The sequence below is a fragment of the Bartonella sp. AP72JLCBS genome, assembly GCF_042195705.1.
Classification (GTDB): Bacteria; Pseudomonadota; Alphaproteobacteria; order Rhizobiales; family Rhizobiaceae; genus Bartonella.
Genome location: NZ_JBHIOU010000010.1, coordinates 1 through 25,359, shown reverse-complemented (window position 1 = coordinate 25,359; position 25,359 = coordinate 1). Strand labels below are relative to the sequence as shown.

Genomic DNA, 25,359 nt, shown 5'->3' with positions numbered 1-25,359 from the left:
GAGATAATTAACCGTGTCCTTATTCAAAACCTATGCACGTGTTCTCACTTACCTAAATAGAGAAAAAAATGCATCCCTTTTAATCTGTACCGCTAATGTTATATTAGCTATTATCACTATTGCAGAACCTATTTTATTTGGACAAGTTATTGATTCTATTACAGACAAAACAGCTATCATCCCTACTCTTGCCATTTGGGTTTGTTTTGGACTTTCACATATTATTGCTTATGTCCTTGTTGCTCGCGGTGCTGACCGCTTAGCCCATAGACGCCGCTTAACGGTTTTAACGGAATCTTTCGAACGTATCATTGCCATGCCTTTAATTTGGCATCAACAACGTGGAACTTCCAACGCACTCCATACACTTTTGCGCGCAATAGATTCCATGTCAACCATATGGCTTGATTTTATGCGCCAACATCTCTCAACGCTTGTCGCCTTATTGGTTCTCATCCCCATAGCGTTTAATATGAATTGGCGTCTTTCAATAGTCTTGGTTGTGCTTGCCATCATTTATGTATTAATTGCACGTTTAGTGATGCGAAAAACAAAAGACGGACAAGCCGCTGTAGAATGCTATCATCATAACCTTTTTAAACATGTCAGTGACTCAATCTCTAATGTTTCCATTGTACAAAGTTATAACCGAATAAAAGAAGAAACTTCCATACTGCATCAACATACAAATGCTCTTCTTAAAGCACAAAATCCTGTTCTCAATTGGTGGGCGCTCGCCAGTGGCTTAAATCGAATGGCTTCAACAATTTCAATCGTTTGTGTTCTTCTCCTTGGAGCTTTTTTTGTTGCAAAAGATCAATTACGAGTAGGTGAAGTCGTTGCTTTTGTTGGATTTGCACAACTCATGATTAGCCGCCTAGACCAAATGAGCAATTTTATTAATTGTGCAATATCCTCACAAGCAAAACTGCAAGAATTTTTTGAAATGGAAGACTCAACCTTTCATGTTAACGAACCGCAAAATCTTCCTTCCCTCCAAAATGTTAAAGGCGCCATACAATTTCATCACGTGACCTATCAATTCCCAAATTCTTCTCAAGGTGTTTTTGATATTTCCTTTGAAGTTAAAGCAGGACAAACTGTTGCGATTGTAGGACCAACAGGGGCTGGAAAAACAACATTGATCAATCTGTTGCAGCGCGTATACGACCCTACCCTTGGGCATATCTCCATTGATGGAATAAATATATGCTCAATCAATCGCGAATCTTTACGCAAATCTCTAGCAACAGTATTTCAAGACTCGGGTCTTTTCAACCGTACTATTCATGACAATATTTCAATAGGAAAAGCGAGCGCAACGAATGAAGAACTTTATGAAGCAGCAAAAATAGCAGAAGCTCACGATTTTATTCTAAAAAAAGCTGATTGTTATAACACAATGGTGGGCGAACGAGGATCTCAATTATCAGGTGGAGAAAAACAACGACTAGCAATTGCACGCGCTGTTTTAAAAAATGCCCCTATTCTCATTCTAGATGAAGCAACAAGCGCTCTTGATGTTGAAACAGAGGCACGTGTCAAAGATGCTCTCGATTGCATAAGCCATAACCGCACTACTTTTATTATAGCACATCGCCTCTCAACAGTACGCAATGCTGATGTGATACTCTTTCTGGATCATGGTCACTTAATGGAAAAAGGAAACTTTCAAGAATTGATCGATAAAGGGGGACGTTTCTCTAATTTTTTAAAGGCAAGTGGTTTAACAATCAAACCACCAGAAAGAGAAGGAGAAAATGTTATCCCCTTACATGAAGCCATAGCATCATAAAATTAATACTCTTTTTCAAGCCAAAAAATCCTCTTCAATACAATAAGAGTTCTTATATATGATACAAGTAAAAAGATTTCTAAAAATGCCACAATCCATTTTAGGTATTTAAGAAAAATATTAAAACAGTTTAGTATTTTCTCTGCTATTGCAATTTTACTAGATTAGAACAAAAATATTTTCCTATATCTGTGCATACTGACGAGTATACATTCTCATTTAGGGAAAATGTAAAGGTAAAAACAATTTCCAGTTTTACCGTCTTCTTTTAACTCAGCTTTACGAATTTCAAAACGAACTAAAGTAATATCTTTTAAATAATGAATATTATGTATTGCTTTGCACTTTTGTTTATCACTTTCTTTATAGTCCTCTCATAAAGAACAGAACATCATTGTTTTGCACATTCATATGACTTTTTTAAGAAACATTTTTCAATGCTCTTAAGCCCATTTCACAACGACATTCATGAGTGGTTTTGATTAATTTAACATACACAGAATTTGAAATAATAAAACCCTACGAATATTCGTAGCTCTTATTCAAAAGATAAAACGATAAATTATCATTATAATTCAATACATTAAAGCAATTTTATCATAAATAAATTAGATATTAATCTAAATCTTTAGATTTATGTGATATTCATTTGATTTATATTGATAATTCATTACTTTATAACTTGAAATAAAGATTTATAAAGATAGGAGAATATTCTTTTCAAAACCTTTTAATAATAAACCAAAAAACTGTTTTCTTGTACATAACAAGCAAAATAAAAACAACACAATAGCTCTAAGATACAACAACTCTTTATAAGCCTTTTCAAGAAAAGAGATTTTATTCATTTGAAAACTAATAGAATAATGACAGCTTTTAACTTTATAAGGATAATCGTATGCAATAAATCTTGTACTATTCCTTTCATAAAAAGAGATGTTTCTTCAAAAAATCTATAAGAGCAACACAATAACTAGTCTCCCTAGTAAAAGAATACACAGCAAAGCATGAAGTGCTGCATAGTCTATCTTATCTTAAAAAGGTGATTCCTAAAACGCTTGGAAGCTATAAAGCCAAATGATACAGTGGTGATAAAGACAAACACTGTCTTTATCTTTACAATTGTATTTCCCCCAATTACGCTGTATCTGCATTTCAGAAATACACCAGACAGATATTCATGATACATAGATGCCAACCCAATATAACAATGTAAAAAACACCTATGCAGAATGATTTAATTTAATTTTTTTCAAGAAAATCTTTTAGTGCCGCAAATGCTTCATCAGCTTTGTTCCCCTCAGGACCACCAGCCTGTGCCATATCAGAACGGCCACCTCCACCTTTACCACCAAGCATCGCTGAAAGAATACGAACGAGATCTACAGCATTTAATTTATCCGTTAAATCATCCGTAACACCGACAACAGCACTCCCTTTTCCATCCTCCGAGACACTAATAAAAGCAACCACTCCAGATCCAATTTGTTTTTTCTCAGAATCGACGAGCGCCTTAAGATCCCGTGGTAAAATATTTTTAACAATGCGTCCAGTAAAAGAAAGCCCATTGATGATGGTAATATCACCTTGGCTCCTTTCTGTTACCCCACCACTCAACATCATTTTCTTGCGTACATCATTCAATTCTTTTTCAAGTTTACGACGATCATCAAGCAAAATTCGCACCCGTTCTTCCACACCAGCAGAAGAAGTTTTTAAAAGATCAGCGATTTCATGAATACGTTCATCTTGGCGGCTAAGATAAAGACGTGCTTCTTTGCCTGTTAAAGCTTCAATACGCCGCACTCCAGCTGAAACAGAACTTTCAGAAACAATATGAATTAAACCAATATCACCTGTTCGCTCCACATGTGTCCCTCCACAAAGCTCAATTGACCAACGCTTTTTTAATCTTTCCTGTTCAAGTGGCTCCCCCATAGAAACAACGCGAACTTCATCACCATATTTTTCACCAAACAATGCCATGGCTCCTTCAGAAATGGCATCATCTACAGCCATGAGGCGCGTTATTACTTTACTATTTTGCAAAATAATCTCATTGGCTAAATCTTCTATTTTTTTCAACTCTTTTGGTGAAACGGATTTTGGATGGGAAAAATCAAAACGCAACCGATCTGGCGATACAAGAGAACCCTTTTGTGTAACATGGTCCCCCAATGTTTGGCGTAAAGCTTCGTGTAACAAATGAGTAGCAGAGTGATTCGCACGAATTTTCTTACGACGAACAATATCAACCGTTAATTCTACACAATCAGACCTCGATGCCTGACCAGATTTCACCTCCCCAATATGGATAAAAACACCATCACCCTTTCTTTGGGTATCATGCACCTTAAAAATAAAATTTTCACCAGAAATGATACCGCTATCACCAATTTGCCCACCAGATTCACCATAAAAAGGTGTCTGATTAACAACAAGCATAGCTTTCTGATCTGAAGAAATATGATCAACAATTTTACCATCACATACAAGAGCTGTAAGAATACCTTTCGCTGTCTCAGTTTCATAACCTAAAAACTCTGTGGCCCCCACTTGATCACGAACAGAAAACCAGATTTTCTCTGTTACAGCTTCTCCAGAACCAGACCAATTGGCACGTGCTTCCTCTTTTTGGCGTTCCATCGCTTTATCAAAAGCACCAACGTCAACAGATATTCCGCGACGACGAAGAACATCTTGCGTCAAATCAAGCGGAAAACCATAGGTATCATAAAGTTTGAAAGCAACTTCACCATTCAAATAGTCTCCTTCTTTAAGATCGGTACTTGCTTCGTTCAACAAACCAAGTCCTCGTTCAAGCGTTTTACGAAAACGTATTTCTTCTAACCTTAAAGTTTCTGAAATCAAAGATTCAGCACGTGTCAACTCAGGATAAGCTTGTCCCATTTCGCGAATTAAAGCAGTCAAAAGTCGCCACATTAAGGGCTCTTTAGCACCAAGAAGATGCGCATGACGCATAGCACGACGCATAATACGACGTAAAACATATCCTCTTCCTTCATTAGAAGGAAGCACACCATCAGCAATCAAAAATGCAGATGAGCGAAGATGATCAGCAATGACACGATGGCTGGCAATAAAATCACCCTTTGCCTCAATCCCTGTAATTTCTTCTGATGCAGCAATTAATGCACGAAAAAGATCAATATCATAATTATCATGAACGCCCTGTAAAACAGCAGCAATACGCTCTAACCCCATACCGGTATCAATAGAAGGGTGAGGTAAGTTAACACGTTCTTCCTTGGAAACTTGCTCATATTGCATAAAAACAAGATTCCAAATCTCAATAAAGCGATCCCCATCTTCATTAGCACTTCCAGGAGGACCGCCCCATATTTCATCACCATGATCATAAAAAATCTCCGAACAAGGCCCACAAGGGCCTGTTTCTCCCATCGACCAAAAATTATCAGCCGTCGCAATACGAACAATTTTTTCATCTGGAAGACCTGAAATTTTACGCCACAGCTCAGCAGCAACATCATCACTCTGATAAACTGTCACCAACAATTTATCTTTTGGCAGGCAAAATTCCTTTGTTAAAAGATTCCATGATAAAAAAATAGCTTCTTCTTTGAAATAATCACCGAAAGAAAAATTACCCAGCATTTCAAAAAATGTATGATGGCGCGCCGTATAACCAACATTATCAAGATCATTATGCTTTCCACCTGCACGAACACATTTTTGTGCCGTTGTTGCCTGCGTATAAGAAGGTTGTTCAAGTCCAGTAAAAACATTTTTAAACTGCACCATCCCTGCATTTGTAAACATAAGTGTAGGATCATTCCGCGGAACAAGCGGACTAGAAGAAAGAACTTTATGCCCATTACGATGAAAATAATCCAAAAATGTTGACCGAATATTATTAACACTATTCATGTTGACACCTGCTCAATACAGCACAAAACCATAAAAGAAAAATCCCCCCTCATTAAATCCTCTTCGCCACGCATGGAGTCAATTTAATCAAAAATGGAATATTTGTTTTAAAAAATTGAGAAAAAAATGACTGCGTATTTAAAAACTCAAACAAAAAAACAGAAAAATCTTAAAGAAAAAAAATTATAGACGACCCCCCCCATCAAATGGCTTCATCACTTTCTATATTTTCTGACCCTGCATTTTCTAACAATTCAATCGCAATCAAACCAGCATTTTGGCGCAAAGCTGCTTCAATCTCTGTAGCTATTTCCACATGTTCACGTAAAAACTGCTTTGCATTCTCACGCCCCTGCCCTAAACGCTGAGAATTATAAGAAAACCATGCACCAGATTTTTCAACAACACCAACCTTGACACCCAAATCAATCAATTCACCTACTTTGGAAATACCTTCACCATAAATAATATCAAACTCAACCTGTTTGAATGGAGGTGCCAATTTATTTTTCACCACTTTAACGCGCGTCTGATTACCAACGATTGAATCCCTATCTTTAATGGATCCAATGCGACGAATATCTAAACGAACAGAAGCATAAAACTTTAAAGCGTTTCCACCCGTTGTCGTTTCAGGAGAACCAAACATCACACCAATTTTCATGCGAATTTGATTAATAAAAACAACCATACAGTTAGAGCGAAAAATTGCTGCGGTTAATTTTCGTAACGCTTTACTCATTAACCGAGCTTGCAATCCGGGCAAAGCATCACCCATTTCACCGTCAATTTCTGCTCGCGGTGTTAAAGCTGCGACAGAATCCACAACAAGCACATCAACGGCACCAGAACGAACCAACGTTTCTGTAATTTCCAATGCCTGTTCACCGGTATCTGGCTGAGAAATGAACAAGTTTTCTAAATCAACACCAAGCTTACGCGCATAAATAGGATCAAGCGCATGCTCTGCATCAATAAAAGCACAAATCCCACCACCTTTCTGTGCCTCAGCAATAGCATGGAGAGCCAATGTTGTTTTCCCAGAACTTTCTGGTCCATAAATCTCAACAATACGCCCCTTCGGTAATCCACCAATCCCTAAAGCAATATCCAAGGATAACGACCCTGTTGGAATTGTTTCAATTTCAACAACCTGCTCTTTTTGCCCAAGACGCATAATCGAGCCTTTACCAAAAGAACGTTCAATTTGTGAGAGAGCAGCATCGAGAGCTTTTGTTTTATCCACGATTATATCCTTGACCGAATTCATAATAACCTAAAACTTTAGTGTATACTGTACTTTTAATTTAACTAAAGGCTTGAGTTTAGAGTTTCACAGACTATTTCCATTCCTATCTCCACATTATGTCCATAAACATTCATGACCATCACAATAAAGAATTGGCATTGCTTATCTTATGACACATAATAAACTCCAATAAAGTAATATCTCTATGGGAGCATAGTTAACATATTTATATCTCTCTAGAAAAGGAACAATTTAATTTTAAACACAATGTTCTACAACCCTTCTGCTTATCCCTTTGATTAAATACTTGAGAGACTAAGAATTCTCCCGCTATTGATCACACAAAAAACGCATCATCAATCAACCTCATACCCTATTGCATCGAAGAACAAAACGCTATTGTGTTGCATATTCATGCACTTGATTTAAGAAACATCTCTCAAAACTTCCAAGCTCATTTTGTGACAACACCTATGAATGTGGTATACTGCAAAACCCTTTAGGCACCACCATCTTTACTCTATAGAAGGAGCAAGCCGGCACCATCACACTATTTATCATCCTCCAATATTGCAACAGCTCTCGGCACTTGAGACAATTCATAGGAGGGATTTTTAGTCCTTTCTTGTACAGTTTTTATCACACGCTAATCCTGCTTGTAACATGCAAGCGAATAACTTGATTGCTTCAACAAATAACAGACTTGGGATGAGAGAAATTTACGGTATTTGAAACTTTCATTCAACTTACGAAACAGTCAATTATCATTATAAGTCAATATATTATTTAATAAAACCAAAAAAAATAAAGCAGCTTAAAAGTTGAATGATATATTTAAATTTGAAAAAATATGCACTTTTGAAGATATCAAAAAAATCTCTACAAGCAATGCAATAAATTGTTTAAAATATAAGCTAAATTTCTCATACAATAACATAAGAGATCAATAAAAAACGTATTTCAACTCAAATTTTATTTTGATCTTTACGTTTTTTGCGCAACTGTTGCCACCACTCAAGACGTTTCACAATTTCACGCTCAAAACCACGCTCAACTGGTTTATAATAACTCTGACGTCCAAGTTTTTCGGGAAAATATTCTTGTCCTGAAAAAGCATCTGGTTCATCATGGTCATAACAATAACCACTTCCATACCCTTCTTCCTTCATAAATTTCGTAGGAGCATTAAGAATATGCTTAGGAGGTGGTAAAGAGCCATTTTTGCGTGCACAACGCAGTGCTGCTTTATACGCAAGATATGCTGCATTTGACTTTGGCGCAGTTGCAACATAAAGACATGCTTGCGCCAAGGCCAACTCTCCTTCTGGTGATCCTAAATAATCATAGGCATCTTTTGCTGCATTACAAATGACAAGAGCTTGAGGATCCGCCAAACCAATATCTTCAACGGCCATACGAACCAATCTTCGCCCAATATAGAGAGGATCTTCACCAGCATCCAACATACGTGCCAAATAATAAAGCGCAGCATCAGGATCAGATCCACGAACGGATTTATGCAACGCTGAAATGAGATTATAATGCCCATCTCGTCCTTTATCATAAATAGGCGCACGACGCTGAATAACTTTTTGCAAAGCAACAACATCAAGAATCTCTCCCAATGGCGCAATAGACCAAACTTCCTCTGCCAATGTTAACGCAACCCGCGCATCACCATCAGACATCTCTATCAAAACGTCTCTGGCATCATTATCCAAGGGAAGAGTTTTTCCCTCCACTTCTTCAGCACGCCTCAAAAGCATGTCCAAACTTTCATGATCATGAGAAAGAAATGTTAAAACACGTGCACGCGAAAGAAGGGCAGCATTCAGTTCAAAAGAAGGATTTTCGGTTGTTGCACCTATAAGTACCACAGTACCCTCTTCCATCACAGAAAGAAAACTATCCTGCTGTGCACGATTAAACCGATGAATTTCATCAACAAAGAGAAGTGTTTTATCCCCAGATATAAAACGCCTCTGCGCAACTTCAAAAATCTTTTTAAGTTCAGAAACTCCTGTAAAAATAGCAGAAACCTGTTCAAACGCGAAATTTGTTTCAAGGGCTAACAAACGTGCAACGGTCGTTTTTCCCGTCCCTGGAGGTCCCCAAAAAATCATCGATCCAATTGAGCCTGTTGCCGCCATACGTGAAAGCAAACCATCCTCTCCAATCAAATGCTTTTGTCCCACAACATCATTGAGAGAACAAGGGCGCATTCTTTCTGCAAGTGGCTGATTTTTATTAACTTGAAAATCAAACGACGAAGTAAAAAAATCTTTCTTCAAAAAAAAACCTCAACGAATAAATTGGCGAATATACATACCATCACGTTCATATTCCAATTGCCACATATTTGAGCGACCTTGCATAAGAACCTTTTTCAACTGATGAACTGTTTGAATTTTATGGCCATTTACAACACGTAGAATATCTCCTGACTGAAAAATTCCAGCTGCATTGCTCATTTCCTCAAGATTGGTAATCACAACCCCTTTTGCAGATATAGGAAGATGAAAACGTCGACTATTTTGCGGTGTTAAATCTAACACCTCAGCACCAGCAAGAGGACTGTCACCCGTAATTTTTTCAGATTTTAAAAATGCAGTTTCTGATATTGATGAAACTGTTATTTGTGTTTTTAAAGTTTTTCCACTTCGTAAATATTCCAAGGCAAGACTATGCTCAACGTCAGCTGTCATCAAACGATAACCAAGACTATCTGGACTGTCAACGCGTACCCCCTGCACACTCAAAATAACATCACCTACTTTCAATCCAGCTTTTTCAGCAGGACTATCTTTGATAACTTCAATAATCAGAGCACCATAGGGACGTTCTAAACCTAAACCACCAGCAATATCAGCTGTAACATTTTGAAAAGAAGCCCCAATATAAGGCGGCACAAAATATTTTCCACCGCGTTTAACAGTATCAAGCATCACTTTTACAAGATTAACTGGAATAGCAAAACCAATCCCTACAGAACCACCGGAACGCGAATAGATAGCCGTATTAATTCCGATTAACTGACCTTTCATATCAATTAAAGCGCCACCAGAATTCCCTGGATTAATGGCTGCGTCTGTTTGAATAAAAAAGTCAAAATCAGAAATCCCAACACGTGTACGCGCTTGCGCTGAAACAATACCACTTGTAACTGTTTGACCAACACCAAAGGGATTACCAATAGCAAGAACAAGATCACCAACTTCAACAGTATCAGAATTTCCCAAAGAAAGAGCCGGAAATTGAGCATCTTTTTCCTTAACTTCAAGAATTGCAATATCAGTTGCTTCATCTTTGAGCACGACCTTACTCTCAAACTCCCGTCCATCAGAAAAAGCCACTTTAATTTCGCTTGCATCTTTAATGACGTGGTAATTTGTAACGATCAAACCACGTGCATCAACAATCACCCCTGATCCTAATGACGATTGCTTACGAACAGGAAATTTATTTTGAAAACGACCAAAAAATTGCTCAAAAAATGGATCGCCTTCAAAAGGTGATCGAGCTCTAATTTGTCGAGCTGCATAAATATTTACAACAGATGGAACTGTCTTTTTAACTAAAGGAGCAAATGAAAGGGTGATTTCTGTTTGTGTTTGAGGAACATGAGCATATACATGATCAAATGATATCTGCATCATAATTGCAAAAAAAATCCGCACCCAAAAAGAATACCTCATAATCCACTCCTTATAAAATCAGCACATTCTGTTGAAGATTAATAGAATAAAAAAACGTATCCCCGCAAATTAAGGACCTCTATTAATATTTCATAATAGAGAATAAAAACAACCTATTTGAACAATAAATATTATAAAAATAAGATAATTCAATATTCTATAATTTTCTCTCTGCACCTATTTCTCAACTAAAACAAACTTAAAAATGCTCACAAAAAAACCGCCCAAGACAAGGCGGCCTTTAAAAATCCAACAGAATAAAAAACTCTACGAAGATGTTCCCTTTTCATTCTCAGAAGCTTCCATGCGAGCACGATCCCCAGCACCCTTCGCTTCAACATCACGATCAACAAATTCTATAACAGCCATGGGCGCATTATCACCGGTACGAAACCCCGCTTTCATAATACGCAAATACCCACCGTTGCGTGATGCATAACGTGGCGCAAGCGTATCAAATAATTTTGCAACCTTTCCTGCATCACGAAGTGCTGCAATAGCTTGCCGACGCGCATGCAAACCACCACGCTTACCAAGAGTAACGAGTTTTTCAACAATAGGACGAATTTCTTTAGCCTTTGGAAGCGTTGTCACAATCTGCTCATGCTCGATCAACGAAGTTGCCATATTTGCAAACATCGCTTTACGGTGACTGGCAGTACGGTTCAACTTGCGTCCTGACTTACTATGGCGCATAAGCCCTCTCCTTAAATTCTAATTTTAATATTGATCTTCATAACGTTTTGCAAGATCATCAATGTTTTCAGGCGGCCACGCAGGAATCTCCATCCCAAGATGTAAACCCATACACGCCAAAACTTCTTTAATCTCATTCAACGATTTGCGACCAAAATTCGGTGTCCGAAGCATTTCAGATTCTGTTTTTTGAATCAGATCACCAATATAAACAATATTATCATTCTTAAGACAGTTTGCCGAACGAACTGAAAGTTCTAATTCATCCACTTTTTTGAGAAGTGCAGGATTAAAAGAAAGCTCAGAATCAGCCTCTTCAACAGGCTCCTTCTGTGGCTCTTCAAAGTTAATAAATAACGATAATTGATCCTGAAGAATGCGTGCTGCAAAAGCAACAGCATCCTCACCATTAACAGCACCGTTTGTTTCAATCGTGAGCGTTAATTTATCATAATCGAGAACTTGACCTTCGCGTGTATTTTCTACTTTATAAGATACCTTACGGATAGGTGAATAAAGACTATCAATTGGAATAAGCCCTATACGTGCATCATCAACACAATTACGATCAGATGGCACATACCCCTTTCCTGTGTTGACAATAAATTCCATACGAATTTCAGCTTCTTCATCAAGAGTACAAATAACATGATCTGGATTTAGAATTTCCATATCCCCAACTGTACTGATATCTCCCGCTTTCACGACACCAGGCCCCTCTTTATAAACGACGACACGTTTAGGCCCTTCTTCTTCCATACGAAGCGCAATTTCTTTTATATTCAGAATAATATCCGTAACATCCTCACGCACACCTGGAATCGATGAAAATTCGTGCAAAACACCGTCAATCTGCACAGCAGTAATAGCAGCACCACGAAGCGAAGATAACAAAACGCGACGAAGCGCATTTCCTAACGTTAAACCAAAACCACGCTCAAGAGGTTCAGCAATCACACTTATAATATTTGGATTATCATGTGCACATGATTCAACCTTATTGGGTTTAATAAGTTCCTGCCAGTTTTTCTGGATCATATTTTTATTCCCGTTCTTTAGTTCCGTTACCATTCAATCGTAACGACCAATGTGAACATCAGAGAAATCTCCGACAACAAAAAACAACACCCAATTAAACACGCCGCCTTTTCCGCGGACGACATCCATTATGAGGAATTGGTGTTACATCGCGAATAGAAGTAATGACAAAACCAACAGATTGCAATGCACGTAAAGCAGATTCACGCCCTGATCCAGGTCCACAAACTTCAACTTCCAAAGAACGCATACCATGCTCTTGCGCTTTTCTTGCACAATCCTCCGCAGCAACTTGAGCAGCAAAAGGTGTCGATTTACGCGCACCTTTAAACCCCTGAGCTCCCGCAGATGACCAAGCAATTGCATTACCCTGAGCATCAGTAATAGTAATCATTGTGTTATTAAATGTTGAATTAATATGCACAACACCCGATGAAATATTTTTACGTTCGCGACGACGAACACGTGTGGCTTCCTTGGCCATAATTTCCCTTTCAACGATCTCATCACTGCCGTAACATCAGCAGCTCCACCTTTTTTCCTTGCCAAAAAAAATCAAACAAGAAAAAGAATATATAAAAAACCTCCCACAAAGGCCCTTATTTCTTCTTACCGGCGATTGCCTTAGCCGGACCTTTACGTGTACGGGCATTCGTATGTGTACGCTGTCCTCGGACAGGCAAAGACCGGCGATGACGCAATCCTCGATAACAACCAAGATCCATCAAACGCTTAACATTCATAGCAACCTCACGACGAAGATCACCTTCAACTTGATACCCCTGATCTATTGCCTCACGAATCTGCAGCACCTCAGCATCTGAAAGCTCATGCACACGACGCCCCAAAGGAATGCCAACTCTTTCAATAATTTCTTGAGCAAATTTTGGTCCAATCCCGTGGATATATTGAAGCGCAATAATTACACGCTTATTTGTCGGGATATTGACGCCAGCAATACGAGCCACGCCTACTCTCCTTAGTTATTTTGACAAATTGTTATAAAATACCTGATATACTTTACAGAAAAAAATAGACTCAGAAAAAAAATTCTTCCGAATCCTATTATTTCACTAAAATAAATTAAATTCACTTTTGATAGATTTCATCTCAAAAGTCAACTCTTTTCATTTATTTCTAAAAAAAAATCTCATGAAAGAAACTCTCTAATCATACGTGTCACTTCAGCAACACCAATCATTCCATCAATAACCTTCAACATTCCCCTCTCTGAATAAAATTTTGATAAGGGAGCTGTTTTTTCACGATATTCTACTAATCTTTTTGCAAAAGCAACAGGATTGTCATCTAAACGAACCTGTCCACCAGTCGCTATTGTTTCCTCAACGCGCTTCTTCATACGTTCAATCAACACGTCTTCATCAACACACAATTCAATAACAGCATTAAGCCGCATATTTTTTGAATCCAGTATCTGTTGCAACGCTTCTGCTTGCCCCACAGTTCGCGGATATCCATCCAAAACAAAACCGTTTACACAATCAGCTTCATCAATCCGATCTGATACGATTTGATTAACAATACTATCAGGTACCAAAGCACCAGAACTTATAATAGCTTTAGCTTTTTTACCAATCTCCGTTTCTTTGGCAATCACCTCACGCAACATATCCCCTGTTGATAAATGAGGAATGTTATATTCCTCAGTCAACATTTTTGCTTGCGTACCTTTTCCCGCTCCAGGAGGACCTAAAAGAATAACTCTCATCGATTCCTTCTACCTCCACGAAGTTTTGATTTTTTTATCAACCCTTCATATTGGTGGGCAACAAGATGCCCCTGAATTTGAGCAACCGTATCAAGTGTAACAGTAACAACAATCAACAAGGATGTTCCCCCAAGATAAAAAGGAACCTGTAATGCAGATATCATAAATTCAGGTAACAAACAAACCAAGATAATATAAATAGCGCCCACAACAGTAATACGCGTCAAAACGTAATCAATATATTCGGCTGTACGCTCACCTGGACGAATCCCTGGAATAAAACCAGAATGTTTTTTCAACTGATCTGCAGTATCACTTGGATTAAACACAATAGCTGTATAAAAAAAGCAAAAAAACGCCATTAAAAATGCATAAACAATCATATAAAGTGGCTGTCCATGACCAAGAGCATAAGAAATCTCCTGAACCCATTGTGGCATTTTATCAGAAAAATTATTAATAGTGGCAGGTAATAATAATAAAGATGAAGCAAAAATAGGTGGAATAACACCAGCAGTATTCAATTTTAAAGGAAGATGCGACATATCTCCTTGAAACATTTGATTACCGACCTGACGTTTCGGGTATTGGATAAGAATTCGCCGTTGCGCACGCTCTATAAAAACAATAAGCCCAATAACCAAAACAGCAATAAGAACGATTCCTATTAAAAGAAAAGTTGATAAATCAGCCTGACTATGAGCTGTCAAAAGCTGAGCAAAAGTAGAAGGAAAGTTGGCTACAATCCCTGTAAAAATGATAAGAGAAACCCCATTACCAATACCACGTGACGTAATTTGCTCGCCAAGCCACATAAGAAACATCGTTCCGCCAACAAGCGTAATAACAGAAGAAATACGAAACATAAGACCTGGTTCTAAAACAATTTGAAGCCCCGACCCTATACCGCTTTCAAGCGCAACCGCAATACCAAAAGCTTGTAGAATTGCCAATACGACTGTTACATAACGCGTATATTGATTGATAATCTTACGACCTAAATCCCCTTCTTTTTTAAGAGTTTCCAAAGAAGGAATAATAGATGTTAACAATTGCACAATAATAGATGCAGATATATAAGGCATGATACCCAGCGCAAAAATAGCCATACGCCCAACGGCACCTCCAGCAAACATATTAAAGAGTCCTAATACACCCGACGCGTGATGTTCAAATGTTTGCCGCAAAGCATCGATATTGATACCTGGAAGAGAGATGTAAGTGCCAAAACGATATACAAGAAGCGCCAACAGAGTAAACCAGATGCGCTTCTTTAATTCAGTTGCACGCGAAAAGGTGCCGAAATTTATATTGGAAGCAAATTGCTCTGCTGCTGATGCCATAAAACGTCTCCACTTTACACTCCAGTTCTTCAAATCACAGAAGTATAATCCTAAAATTCATATATGCATACACAAACAAATGCAGAACTTAAACAATTCTCCACAAAAGATCCCACAAAACAGATATTATTCTTCTTTAGGTCTCTATTCATATCAAAAAATTATCGAGCAATATCAGGAAGAATAACCTGGCCACCCACTTTTTCAATCTTAACACGAGCAGCTTGTGAAGCACCAGAAACATGAAAGGTAATCTTAGCCTTCAAATCACCATCAGAAAGAAGACGAACCCCATCTTTTTCACGACGAATAATACCAGCCTCTTTCAAAGAAACCATATCAACAGGCTTTTCAATATTCAACTTACCTGCATCAACTGCCAACTGAATACGTCCTAGTGAAACTTCATTGTAGGTTTTAGCAAAGAAATTCCTAAATCCACGTTTTGGCAAACGACGATAGATGGGCATTTGCCCACCTTCAAAACCATTAAGGGAAACACCAGAACGTGACTTTTGCCCTTTTACACCACGACCACCAGTCTTACCCGTACCGGAACCAATACCACGCCCAACACGCTTACGATTTTTTGTTGCGCCTTCGCAATCACGCAGTTCATTGAGTTTCATATCTAATACTCCCGCAACCCTTAACCTTCATCTATAACGCGAACAAGATGCCGAACCCGAGCAATCATACCCCGCACACAAAGTGTATCATCTAAAACGCGCCGACGACGCATTTTATTTAGTCCAAGCCCCTTTAAGGTTGCACGCTGAATCTGTGAGTTTCGAATAGGGCTTCCAATTTGTTCCACCGTCACAGTTTTACCACTCTGAGATTTTTTCTGAACCATTTCCTAATTCCTTTTCTGATAATCTCAGAAACTACCCTTCTAGGTCGACTAAATGGCGACGACGCGCCTGCAAAGTCGAATACTTTATACCACGTTGAGCAGCAATATCTCTAGGATGCATTTGATGATTCAATGCATCAAATGTTGCACGAACCATGTTATAAGGATTCGACGACCCTAGTGATTTTGCAACGACATCCTGCATACCAAGAGCTTCAAAAATAGCACGCATCGGTCCCCCAGCAATAATACCAGTACCAGCAGAAGCCGAACGTAGCAAAACACGCCCAGCTCCGTGACGACCTTCAAGATCATGATGCAATGTACGCCCAGACCGAAGCGGAACATAAATCATCCCACGTTTCGCAGATTCCGTTGCTTTACGAACGGCTTCTGGAACTTCACGGGCTTTACCATGTCCAAAACCCACACGCCCTTTTTGATCTCCAACGACAACAAGAGCAGCAAAACCAAAACGCCGACCACCCTTTACAACTTTAGCAACACGATTGATATGAACGAGCCTATCGACAAATTCATTATCGCGTTCTTCTCTCTCACCACGTTCTTTTTGTGCCATTCCTCATTCCTTTTTCTTTTCCGGAAGCACGATAACAAAGTCCCTCATCAAACTGGAAGAACTTAAACGAAATACTCTAAACTCTCCTTACTCATTCATAAATAAGAAATTTTAGAAATTCAAACCACCTTCACGAGCAGCTTCAGCTAAAGCTTTGACGCGACCATGGTACACATACGCTCCACGATCAAAAACCACCTCATTAACACCCGCTTTCTTCGCACGCTCAGCAATTAACTTACCAACAGCAAAGGCCGCCTTTTTATCAGCACCACTCTTTAACGATTTTTTCAAATCACTTTCAAGAGTAGAGGCTGAAACAAGTGTACATCCCCGCAAATCATCGATAACTTGAGCATAAATGTTCTGATTTGAACGATAAACACTAAGCCGAGGACGATCATGAGAAACCATTTTAATTCTACGACGAACACGCCTTGCACGACGTTGGATAATGTCCTTAGATGAAACCATAATACAAAATCCTTATTTCTTTTTACCTTCTTTACGGAAGATACGTTCATCTGCATGCTTAACACCTTTACCTTTATAAGGCTCAGGCTTACGATACTCACGAATCTCCGCTGCAACTTGTCCAACTTGCTGTTTATCAATTCCAGAAACAACAATTTCCGTTGGCTTAGGAACAGTCACAGTAACACCCGACGGAACTTTATAAACCACATCATGCGAAAAGCCCAGAGATAGTTGAACATCCTTACCCTGCAAAGCAGCACGATAACCAACCCCATTAATCTCCAACCTCTTTTCAAAACCATCTTTCACACCACAAAAAATGTTCTCAATCATTGAGCGCGACATACCCCATTTAGAACGCGCATCTTTTGACTGATCCCGCGGCATAACTGATATGATATTCTCCTCAAGTTTGACTAAGACTTCATCATTGACGACGTAACTCAGCTCACCTTTTGGACCTTTTGCCTTAACCAGCTGTCCTTCAACAGTAGCAGTAACTCCAGAAGGAATTGAAATGGGTTTCTTTCCAATACGAGACATTGTTCTAACCTACTTTTTCTTCCGTTTTCTTGACATAACTTAGAAAACACGACAAAGGAGTTCTCCACCAACATTCTGTTCACGCGCCTCATGATCTGCCATGACGCCTTTAGGAGTCGATAAAATCGAAATACCAAGGCCATTTGCCACCTGAGGAAGTGACTTAGCAGAAACATACACACGACGCCCTGGCTTTGATACACGTGAAATCTCACGAATAGCAGCCAGCCCTTCAAAATACTTCAATTCGATTTCAATTTCAGCTTTCCCATCACCTAAATCAATTCGATTATATCCGCGAATATAACCTTCCGACTGAAGAACATCAAGAACGTGCGCACGAAGCTTCGAAGCTGGAGTAACTACTTTACCTTTTTTACGACCAAGTGCATTACGAATACGTGTTAGCATATCACCAAGAGGATCTGACATAGACATTAAATAATCTCCTCTTACCAACTAGACTTTACAATACCAGGAATATAGCCAATAGAGCCAAGCTCACGCAACGCAATTCGCGACATTTTTAATTTACGATAATAAGCCCGCGGACGACCTGAAACCTCACAGCGATTACGAATACGAACTTTCGAAGAATTACGCGGCAACTCTGCCAACTGAACAGAAGCTTTAAAACGTTCTTCAAGAGAAACCTTCTGATCCATAACTATTGCTTTCAAACGTGCACGACGGGCAGCATAGCGCTTTACCATCACCTCACGACGCTTATTTTTTTCAACGGCACTTACTTTGGCCATAATTTCACCTCACTACGTTTGCCGTTACGAACGAAAAGGAAAATTAAAAGCACGCAATAACTCACGAGCTTCATCATCCGTTTTTGCTGTCGTACAAACGATAATATCCATACCCCAAATTTGATCAACTTTATCATAGTTGATTTCTGGAAACACAATGTGTTCTTTAATACCCATAGCAAAATTGCCACGACCATCAAAACTCTTTGGATTTAAACCACGAAAGTCACGAACCCGCGGAAGAGCAATCGTCACAAGACGATCTAAAAACTCAAACATACGATCTTTACGCAATGTAACTTTAGCCCCAAGAGGCATTCCTTCACGAACCTTAAAGGTCGCAATAGAATTACGCGCACGCGTAACAACAGCCTTCTGACCCGTTATTAGCCCTAAATCCTCAGCGGCAAGGGAAGGCTTCTTCGAATCAGCAGTTGCTTCACCTATCCCCATATTTATTACAACTTTATCAATCCGCGGAATTTGCATCGCATTTCTGTAATTAAACTTCTCTTGAAGCACTTTACGAATCACTTCAAAATAATGCGCTTTCATACGCGGTATTTGTCTTTCCTCAGCCATTAATCAACTCTCCCGAACGCTTGGCAAAACGAACTTTATTACCATCTGCATTCATACGAAAGCCTACACGTGTAGGCTTACCATCTTTAGGATCAGCAATCGCCAAATTAGACAGATGAATCGGAGCTTCTTTAGAAATAATTCCAGCTTCTTGCTTCTGCGTTTGACGTTGATGACGTTTAATCATATTAATCCCACGAACAAAAGCCTTATTCTCTTTTGGACTAACCTTAATTACTTCACCACTACATCCTTTATCCTTACCGGACAAAACAACAACTTTATCACCTTTTCGAATCTTTTGCATAACATTTACTCCTTACAGAACTTCAGGAGCAAGCGAGATGATCTTCATATGATTCCTACCACGCAATTCACGGGGAACAGGTCCAAAGATACGAGTACCGATCGGCTCTTTTTTATTATCTACTAAAACCGCAGCATTACTATCAAAACGAATGACACTACCATCTGCGCGACGAATATCCTTAGCAGTACGAACCACAACAGCTTTCATAACATCACCTTTTTTAACACGGCCACGAGGAATTGCATCCTTAACCGAAACAACAATAATGTCACCGACCGAAGCATATTTCCGCTTTGAACCGCCTAACACTTTGATGCACATGACACGACGCGCTCCAGAATTATCAGCAACGTCGAGGTTTGTTTGCATCTGAATCATGACTGGCCACCTTCTCTTAACACATATATCCGATTGTATCTTTTACACACTCGGATTTGCCTGCCAAATAACGATAAAGTTATCGCCTTCAAATTTATCAATGATAACCACACTGTTAAATTCTAAAACAATAAGCTTAACTCATTACGCTACATTGTCTTTTACAACAATCCAACATTTATCTTTCGAAATTGGTCTAGATTCTTGAATAGAAACTTGATCCCCAATCTTGAATTGGTTGTTTTCGTCATGCGCTTTATAATTTTTAGACTGCCGAACAGTCTTCTTAAGAAGCGGATGAGAATAACGGCGTTCAACTTTGACAACAACAGTCTTATCACTTTTGTCGCTAATAACAACACCCTGCAAAACGCGTTTAGGCATCTCTTATTTCCTTAAAACTTACTTTCAGTTATCTTTTGACGAAGAAAAGTTTTAATACGCGCAATATCACGACGAACTTGTCTAACGCGCGCAGTCTTTTCTAATTGACCTGTTGCTTTTTGAAAACGCAAATTAAATTGCTCTTTCTTTAACTTAGCCAATTCATCTTTCATTTGGTCGAGCGTTTGCGCCCGTAATTCTGTGGCTCTCATCGCTTAACCTCATTATTCAGCAATACGCTGGATGAAACGCGTTTTTATAGGCAACTTTGCAGCACCCAATCTTAGTGCTTCACGTGCAACATCCTCCGGAACTCCATCAAGCTCAAACATGACGCGCCCAGGAGCAACACGTGCAGCCCAATAATCAACACTTCCCTTACCTTTACCCATACGAACTTCAGTCGGTTTAGATGTAACCGGAAGATCTGGAAAAATACGAATCCACACACGACCAGAACGCTTCATATAACGTGTAATCGCACGACGCGCCGCTTCAATTTGACGAGCAGTAACCCGCTCCGGCTCAACAGCCTTCAAACCGTAGGCACCGAAATTCAAATCCGTACCACCCTTCGCAAAACCGTGAATACGGCCTTTGAACTGTTTACGGAACTTTGTGCGCTTTGGCTGCAACATTGTTCTCTACTCCAAATTTTAGTTCAATCTCAAAAACTAAGCATTTTCGCGGCGACGATTCGATGAAGAACCAGATTGATCAGCTTCCGTAGCACGACGTTCTGAAGCCATCGGATCATGCTCAAGAATCTCACCCTTAAAGACCCAAACTTTAATACCACAAATACCATAAGCGGTCTTAGCTTCTGCTGTACCGTAATCAACATCAGAACGCAAGGTATGAAGTGGAACACGACCTTCACGATACCATTCCATACGAGCAATTTCAGCACCACCAAGACGGCCAGAACAATTGATACGAATACCTTCCGCACCAAGACGCATAGCAGACTGAACAGCACGCTTCATTGCACGACGAAAAGCAACACGACGCTCTAACTGTTGAGCAATTGATTGCGCAATAATTGTCGCATCAATCTCCGGTTTACGAATCTCCACAATATTCAATGAAGTTTCAGCATCCGTCATTTCTGAGAGTTTACGACGAAGCCTTTCGATATCAGCACCCTTTTTACCAATAATCAAACCAGGACGTGCAGAATGAATTGTAATACGACACTTTTTATGAGGACGCTCAATAACAACCTTAGAAATAGCCGCCTGTTTAAGTTCCTCAAGCACATATGAACGAATTTTCAAATCTTCATGAAGAAGGCGCCCATATTCACCACTATCAGCATACCAACGAGAGTCCCAAGTCCGATTAACACCAAGACGAAGTCCTATTGGATTGATCTTCTGCCCCATTACGCGGCCTCCACTTTTTCGGTAACTTCACGAACAATAACAGTAAGATGCGAAAATGGACGTTCAATTCTACTAGCACGCCCTCGACCACGAACATGAAAGCGCTTCATCACTATCGACTTACCAACATAAGCTTCCGCCACAACAAGCGAATCAATATCAAGATCGTGGTTATTTTCTGCATTTGCAATTGCTGATTCAAGCGTTTTTTTCACAGTAGCAGCAATTCGCTTGCGTGAAAACATCAAATCAGCGAGCGCTACATTAACTCTTTTACCACGAATCATTGCAGCAACTAAATTAAGCTTCTGCGGACTAACACGAATTGTCCGCGTGACAGCTCTTGCTTCATTATCTTTAAGCTGGCGCGAAACTTTAGCTTTTCCCATTCCTACTTCCTCTTCGCTTTCTTATCGGCACCATGACCATAATAAGTCCGGGTAGGAGCGAACTCACCAAACTTATGCCCAACCATCTCTTCAGAAACAGAAACAGGAATATGCTTATTACCGTTGTAAACACCAAAAGTTAAACCAACAAATTGCGGTAAAATAGTAGAGCGACGACTCCATATTTTTATAACTTCGTTGCGCCCACTTGCACGTACCTTCTCTGCTTTACCAAGAAGATAGCCGTCAACAAACGGACCTTTCCACACTGAACGAACCACCTCAGACTACCTTTCTCATTTCTTGCGTTGATGACGCGTACGCATAATAAATTTATCAGTGGCTTTATTGGAGCGCGTACGCTTACCTTTCGTAGGTTTACCCCAGGGAGAAACTGGATGGCGCCCCCCCGATGTACGACCTTCACCACCACCGTGTGGGTGATCAACGGGGTTCATAGCAACACCACGAACATGTGGACGTTTACCACGCCAACGTGACCGCCCCGCCTTACCATCATTAATATTCCCATGATCAGGATTTGAAACAGCGCCAACAGTTGCAAAACAGCTACTCGGAACCAAACGCTGCTCACCAGAATTTAAACGAAGAATAGCCATACCATGATCTCGTCCAACCAACTGCGCATAAGCACCTGCTGAACGTGCAATCTGTCCGCCTTTCCCTGGCTTCATCTCAACATTATGAATAATTGTACCTACAGGCATATTAGCAAGAGGCATAGCATTACCTGGTTTAACATCCACATTTAAACCAGCCATAACAGAATCACCAACACCAAGACGCTGTGGTGCAAGAATATAACTCAATTGCCCATCCTCATAGCGGATTAAAGCAATAAAAGCGGTACGATTAGGATCGTATTCTAAACGCTCAACCTTTGCTGAAACATCACGTTTAAGACGCTTAAAGTCGACAAACCGATAACTACGTTTATGTCCACCACCCTGAAAACGAGCAGTAACACGACCGCGATTATTACGTCCACCCTTTGAAGACAAACCTTCAGTTAACATCTTTACAGGTTTTCCCTTATAAAGACAAGAACGTTCCACAATAACAAGCTGACGCTGCCCAGGTGTCGTTGGATTAAACTGCTTAAGTGCCATTATTCCTATCTCCGAGCCTCTTAAAGACCTGTCGAAACGTCGATAGTCTGACCACTGGCCAGAGTTACGATCGCTTTTTTGACATCACTCTGCCGACCAACTATACCTTTGAAACGCTTCACTTTACCCTTACGGACTATCGTGTTAACTGCTTTAACTTTTACGCTAAAAAGCGCTTCAATAGCAGCCTTAATCTCAGGCTTCGTCGCTTTCGGCGCGACATTAAAAGCAACTTGATTATATTCAGAAATCATAGTCGCCTTTTCAGTAATAACTGGACTAATAATTATATCATAATGGCGAAGATCTGTCATTTAAAACGCTCCTCAAGAGCCTCAACAGCTGCTTTTGATAAAACAAGTTTGCTGCGACGCAAAATATCATAAACATTAATTCCCTGAATAGGCAAAATGTCAATATTAGGGATATTAGAGGCTGCACGAAAAAAGTTAATATCAATCTCTTTACCATCAATCAAGAGAGCGTTATTAAATCCAAGCTTAGAAAAATGAGAAACAAGCATTTTCGTTTTAGCATCCTTAACAGTCAACTCATCCACAATAATTAAATCTTTTGCTTTTAATTTTGCAGATAAAGCAAGACGTAACCCAAGAGCACGAATCTTTTTAGGAAGATCATGCGCATGGCTACGAACCACCGGTCCATGTGCCTTACCCCCACCCCTAAACTGCGGTGCACGTGCAGATGAATGTCGAGCACGCCCAGTTCCTTTCTGTTTAAACATTTTTGCCCCTGTTCGCGACACATCAGAACGACCTTGGGATTGATGACTTCCCTGCTGACGACGTGCAAGCTGCCAACGAACAACACGTTGCAAAATATCCTCACGCGGAACAAGATCAAAAATAGCTTCAGAAACCTTTAATTTGCCAGCTTCATTACCATCAAGAGTTTTAATTACAAGATCCATTATTAGGCTCCCTCAACCTCAGAGGTTTCCGTCACCGGAGTAACCATTTCCGCTTTCTCCTTCACAAGACGGCGAATACCAGCAGGCTTTGGAGCATTATCAGGAAGACGCTTCTTCACAGCATCCCGTATCAAAATCCAAGAACCTTTAGAACCAGAAACAGCACCACGCACTAAAATTAAACCACGCTCACTATCAGTGGAAATAACTTCAATATTCTGTGTTGTTACACGCACTTGCCCCATATGGCCAGCCATTTTTTTACCTTTAAAAACTTTACCAGGATCTTGGCACTGCCCTGTAGAACCATGAGCACGATGTGTAATCGAATTACCATGAGAAGCACGATGTCCACCAAAGTTATGTCGTTTCATAACACCAGCAAACCCCTTACCAATACTGGTACCAGTCACATCAACTCTTTGTCCTGGAACAAAATGTTCCACTGTAATCTCAGTACCAACATCAAGAAGATTGTCGGGACTCACACGAAACTCTGCTATTTTGGCTTTAGGCTCAACAGAAGCCTTAGCAAAATGTCCACGAAGAGCTTGTGAAGTATTCTTAACCTTAGCAAAGCCTACACCTAATTGAACAGCAGTATAACCATTCTTTTCAACTGTACGCTGAGCAACGACTTGACAATTCTCCAAACGAAGTACCGTCACCGGCACATGCTCACCAGCATCATTATAAATACGGGTCATGCCCAGCTTCTGTGCTATTACACCTGAACGCATCGGGTCTGTTCCTTCTGTCCTCAAACCTCAGAGCTTAATTTCTACATCCACACCAGCAGAAAGATCGAGCTTCATAAGCGCATCCACTGTTTGCGGCGTTGGATCAACAATGTCAAGAAGACGCTTATGTGTTCGCATCTCAAACTGCTCACGACTTTTCTTATCGATATGCGGTCCACGATTGACCGTAAACTTCTCAATCCGCGTCGGAAGCGGAATGGGACCACGGACATTTGCACCGGTACGTTTAGCAGTCGATACGATCTCACGCGTCGACGTATCAAGAATTCTATGATCAAACGCTTTCAAGCGAATGCGAATATTCTGACTGTTCATGCTCTTTATTTCCCTGTTATACAAAGTGCCTTCAATAATCAAAGCACTCAACAAGCATTATTTATTCAATGATCTTAGAGACGATACCGGCACCAACAGTACGACCACCTTCACGAATAGCAAAAC

General features: G+C 39.8%; 32 protein-coding genes and 1 pseudogene. 1 reads left to right on the top strand and 32 read right to left on the bottom strand.

Annotated elements, in window-relative coordinates:
• Positions 1-13 precede the first annotated feature (13 nt).
• Positions 14-1,795: a glucan ABC transporter ATP-binding protein/ permease gene (locus tag ACFILO_RS06575; RefSeq protein ID WP_375652809.1), complete on the top strand. Its 1,782-nt coding sequence runs from the start codon at positions 14-16 to the stop codon at positions 1,793-1,795.
• A 1,242-nt stretch (positions 1,796-3,037) separates the two neighbouring features.
• Here the strand turns inward: ACFILO_RS06575 and alaS are convergent.
• From alaS to ACFILO_RS06415, 32 genes and pseudogenes are all read right to left on the bottom strand, one after another.
• Complete coding sequence (gene alaS / locus ACFILO_RS06570) at positions 3,038-5,704, bottom strand: alanine--tRNA ligase (RefSeq protein ID WP_375678022.1); 2,667 nt, start codon at positions 5,702-5,704, stop codon at positions 3,038-3,040.
• Between the two features lie 202 nt (positions 5,705-5,906).
• Positions 5,907-6,950 (bottom strand): recombinase RecA, encoded by a 1,044-nt coding sequence (gene recA, locus ACFILO_RS06565; RefSeq protein ID WP_273791424.1) that lies wholly within the window; start codon positions 6,948-6,950, stop codon positions 5,907-5,909.
• 968 nt (positions 6,951-7,918) lie between these two features.
• On the bottom strand, positions 7,919-9,244 hold the full coding sequence (locus ACFILO_RS06560) for a replication-associated recombination protein A (protein ID WP_375613137.1): 1,326 nt from the start codon (positions 9,242-9,244) through the stop codon (positions 7,919-7,921).
• Positions 9,245-9,253: 9 nt separating this feature from the next.
• On the bottom strand, positions 9,254-10,648 hold the full coding sequence (locus ACFILO_RS06555; protein ID WP_375613138.1) for a DegQ family serine endoprotease: 1,395 nt from the start codon (positions 10,646-10,648) through the stop codon (positions 9,254-9,256).
• A 267-nt stretch (positions 10,649-10,915) separates the two neighbouring features.
• Complete coding sequence (rplQ, locus tag ACFILO_RS06550; RefSeq protein ID WP_273791421.1) at positions 10,916-11,344, bottom strand: 50S ribosomal protein L17; 429 nt, start codon at positions 11,342-11,344, stop codon at positions 10,916-10,918.
• 24 nt (positions 11,345-11,368) lie between these two features.
• Positions 11,369-12,382, bottom strand: a complete 1,014-nt coding sequence (locus tag ACFILO_RS06545) for a DNA-directed RNA polymerase subunit alpha (RefSeq protein ID WP_375611485.1) — start codon at positions 12,380-12,382, stop codon at positions 11,369-11,371.
• 94 nt (positions 12,383-12,476) lie between these two features.
• Positions 12,477-12,866 (bottom strand): 30S ribosomal protein S11, encoded by a 390-nt coding sequence (gene rpsK, locus ACFILO_RS06540; protein ID WP_007347762.1) that lies wholly within the window; start codon positions 12,864-12,866, stop codon positions 12,477-12,479.
• Positions 12,867-12,981: 115 nt separating this feature from the next.
• The gene (gene rpsM, locus ACFILO_RS06535; RefSeq protein ID WP_026500557.1) at positions 12,982-13,350 is read right to left on the bottom strand and encodes a 30S ribosomal protein S13; all 369 of its coding nucleotides are present in this window, start codon (positions 13,348-13,350) and stop codon (positions 12,982-12,984) included.
• 182 nt (positions 13,351-13,532) lie between these two features.
• Complete coding sequence (locus ACFILO_RS06530; RefSeq protein WP_375678021.1) at positions 13,533-14,111, bottom strand: adenylate kinase; 579 nt, start codon at positions 14,109-14,111, stop codon at positions 13,533-13,535.
• A complete protein-coding gene (gene secY / locus ACFILO_RS06525) occupies positions 14,108-15,454 on the bottom strand; it encodes a preprotein translocase subunit SecY (protein ID WP_375611483.1) in 1,347 nt (448 codons plus the stop codon). Before secY ends, ACFILO_RS06530 begins: the two co-directional genes overlap by 4 nt.
• Positions 15,455-15,615: 161 nt before the next feature.
• The gene (gene rplO, locus ACFILO_RS06520; protein ID WP_375613141.1) at positions 15,616-16,083 is read right to left on the bottom strand and encodes a 50S ribosomal protein L15; all 468 of its coding nucleotides are present in this window, start codon (positions 16,081-16,083) and stop codon (positions 15,616-15,618) included.
• Positions 16,084-16,103: 20 nt separating this feature from the next.
• On the bottom strand, positions 16,104-16,310 hold the full coding sequence (gene rpmD, locus ACFILO_RS06515; RefSeq protein WP_375611481.1) for a 50S ribosomal protein L30: 207 nt from the start codon (positions 16,308-16,310) through the stop codon (positions 16,104-16,106).
• Between the two features lie 31 nt (positions 16,311-16,341).
• A complete protein-coding gene (gene rpsE / locus ACFILO_RS06510) occupies positions 16,342-16,890 on the bottom strand; it encodes a 30S ribosomal protein S5 (protein WP_375678020.1) in 549 nt (182 codons plus the stop codon).
• 111 nt (positions 16,891-17,001) lie between these two features.
• Positions 17,002-17,364 carry a 50S ribosomal protein L18 gene (gene rplR / locus ACFILO_RS06505; protein WP_273791414.1) on the bottom strand — a complete coding sequence of 121 codons (363 nt, stop codon included), beginning with the start codon at positions 17,362-17,364 and terminating at the stop codon, positions 17,002-17,004.
• Between the two features lie 12 nt (positions 17,365-17,376).
• A complete protein-coding gene (gene rplF / locus ACFILO_RS06500; protein WP_375621436.1) occupies positions 17,377-17,910 on the bottom strand; it encodes a 50S ribosomal protein L6 in 534 nt (177 codons plus the stop codon).
• Between the two features lie 39 nt (positions 17,911-17,949).
• Positions 17,950-18,348, bottom strand: coding sequence for a 30S ribosomal protein S8 (rpsH, locus tag ACFILO_RS06495; protein WP_375613142.1), 399 nt, complete (start codon positions 18,346-18,348; stop codon positions 17,950-17,952).
• 14 nt (positions 18,349-18,362) lie between these two features.
• Positions 18,363-18,668, bottom strand: coding sequence for a 30S ribosomal protein S14 (gene rpsN, locus ACFILO_RS06490; RefSeq protein ID WP_273791412.1), 306 nt, complete (start codon positions 18,666-18,668; stop codon positions 18,363-18,365).
• Between the two features lie 24 nt (positions 18,669-18,692).
• Positions 18,693-19,250 (bottom strand): 50S ribosomal protein L5, encoded by a 558-nt coding sequence (gene rplE / locus ACFILO_RS06485; protein WP_375611477.1) that lies wholly within the window; start codon positions 19,248-19,250, stop codon positions 18,693-18,695.
• Positions 19,243-19,557 carry a 50S ribosomal protein L24 gene (rplX, locus tag ACFILO_RS06480; protein WP_015856579.1) on the bottom strand — a complete coding sequence of 105 codons (315 nt, stop codon included), beginning with the start codon at positions 19,555-19,557 and terminating at the stop codon, positions 19,243-19,245. The genes rplE and rplX overlap by 8 nt, the downstream gene beginning before the upstream one ends.
• A gap of 12 nt (positions 19,558-19,569) precedes the next feature.
• Entirely contained in the window at positions 19,570-19,938 is a 369-nt protein-coding gene (gene rplN, locus ACFILO_RS06475) for a 50S ribosomal protein L14 (protein ID WP_004855715.1), read from the bottom strand.
• Between the two features lie 144 nt (positions 19,939-20,082).
• Positions 20,083-20,322, bottom strand: coding sequence for a 30S ribosomal protein S17 (gene rpsQ, locus ACFILO_RS06470; protein ID WP_012231991.1), 240 nt, complete (start codon positions 20,320-20,322; stop codon positions 20,083-20,085).
• Positions 20,323-20,333: 11 nt separating this feature from the next.
• Positions 20,334-20,534, bottom strand: a complete 201-nt coding sequence (rpmC, locus tag ACFILO_RS06465) for a 50S ribosomal protein L29 (RefSeq protein WP_375652792.1) — start codon at positions 20,532-20,534, stop codon at positions 20,334-20,336.
• Positions 20,535-20,546: 12 nt separating this feature from the next.
• Positions 20,547-20,960: a 50S ribosomal protein L16 gene (rplP, locus tag ACFILO_RS06460; RefSeq protein ID WP_375611475.1), complete on the bottom strand. Its 414-nt coding sequence runs from the start codon at positions 20,958-20,960 to the stop codon at positions 20,547-20,549.
• Between the two features lie 36 nt (positions 20,961-20,996).
• Positions 20,997-21,707, bottom strand: coding sequence for a 30S ribosomal protein S3 (rpsC, locus tag ACFILO_RS06455; RefSeq protein WP_375678019.1), 711 nt, complete (start codon positions 21,705-21,707; stop codon positions 20,997-20,999).
• The gene (gene rplV / locus ACFILO_RS06450) at positions 21,707-22,096 is read right to left on the bottom strand and encodes a 50S ribosomal protein L22 (protein ID WP_273791407.1); all 390 of its coding nucleotides are present in this window, start codon (positions 22,094-22,096) and stop codon (positions 21,707-21,709) included. Before rplV ends, rpsC begins: the two co-directional genes overlap by 1 nt.
• 2 nt (positions 22,097-22,098) lie before the next feature.
• The gene (gene rpsS / locus ACFILO_RS06445) at positions 22,099-22,377 is read right to left on the bottom strand and encodes a 30S ribosomal protein S19 (RefSeq protein ID WP_004855734.1); all 279 of its coding nucleotides are present in this window, start codon (positions 22,375-22,377) and stop codon (positions 22,099-22,101) included.
• Positions 22,378-22,392: 15 nt separating this feature from the next.
• The gene (rplB, locus tag ACFILO_RS06440; protein ID WP_375611474.1) at positions 22,393-23,226 is read right to left on the bottom strand and encodes a 50S ribosomal protein L2; all 834 of its coding nucleotides are present in this window, start codon (positions 23,224-23,226) and stop codon (positions 22,393-22,395) included.
• 20 nt (positions 23,227-23,246) lie between these two features.
• A complete protein-coding gene (locus tag ACFILO_RS06435; protein ID WP_273723987.1) occupies positions 23,247-23,540 on the bottom strand; it encodes a 50S ribosomal protein L23 in 294 nt (97 codons plus the stop codon).
• Positions 23,537-24,157, bottom strand: a complete 621-nt coding sequence (gene rplD, locus ACFILO_RS06430) for a 50S ribosomal protein L4 (protein WP_375613145.1) — start codon at positions 24,155-24,157, stop codon at positions 23,537-23,539. Before rplD ends, ACFILO_RS06435 begins: the two co-directional genes overlap by 4 nt.
• A 2-nt stretch (positions 24,158-24,159) precedes the next feature.
• Entirely contained in the window at positions 24,160-24,897 is a 738-nt protein-coding gene (gene rplC / locus ACFILO_RS06425) for a 50S ribosomal protein L3 (RefSeq protein WP_273791404.1), read from the bottom strand.
• Between the two features lie 27 nt (positions 24,898-24,924).
• Complete coding sequence (rpsJ, locus tag ACFILO_RS06420; protein ID WP_005773267.1) at positions 24,925-25,233, bottom strand: 30S ribosomal protein S10; 309 nt, start codon at positions 25,231-25,233, stop codon at positions 24,925-24,927.
• Positions 25,234-25,294: 61 nt separating this feature from the next.
• Positions 25,295-25,359 (bottom strand): annotated as a pseudogene (locus ACFILO_RS06415) (elongation factor Tu); the annotation flags it as partial.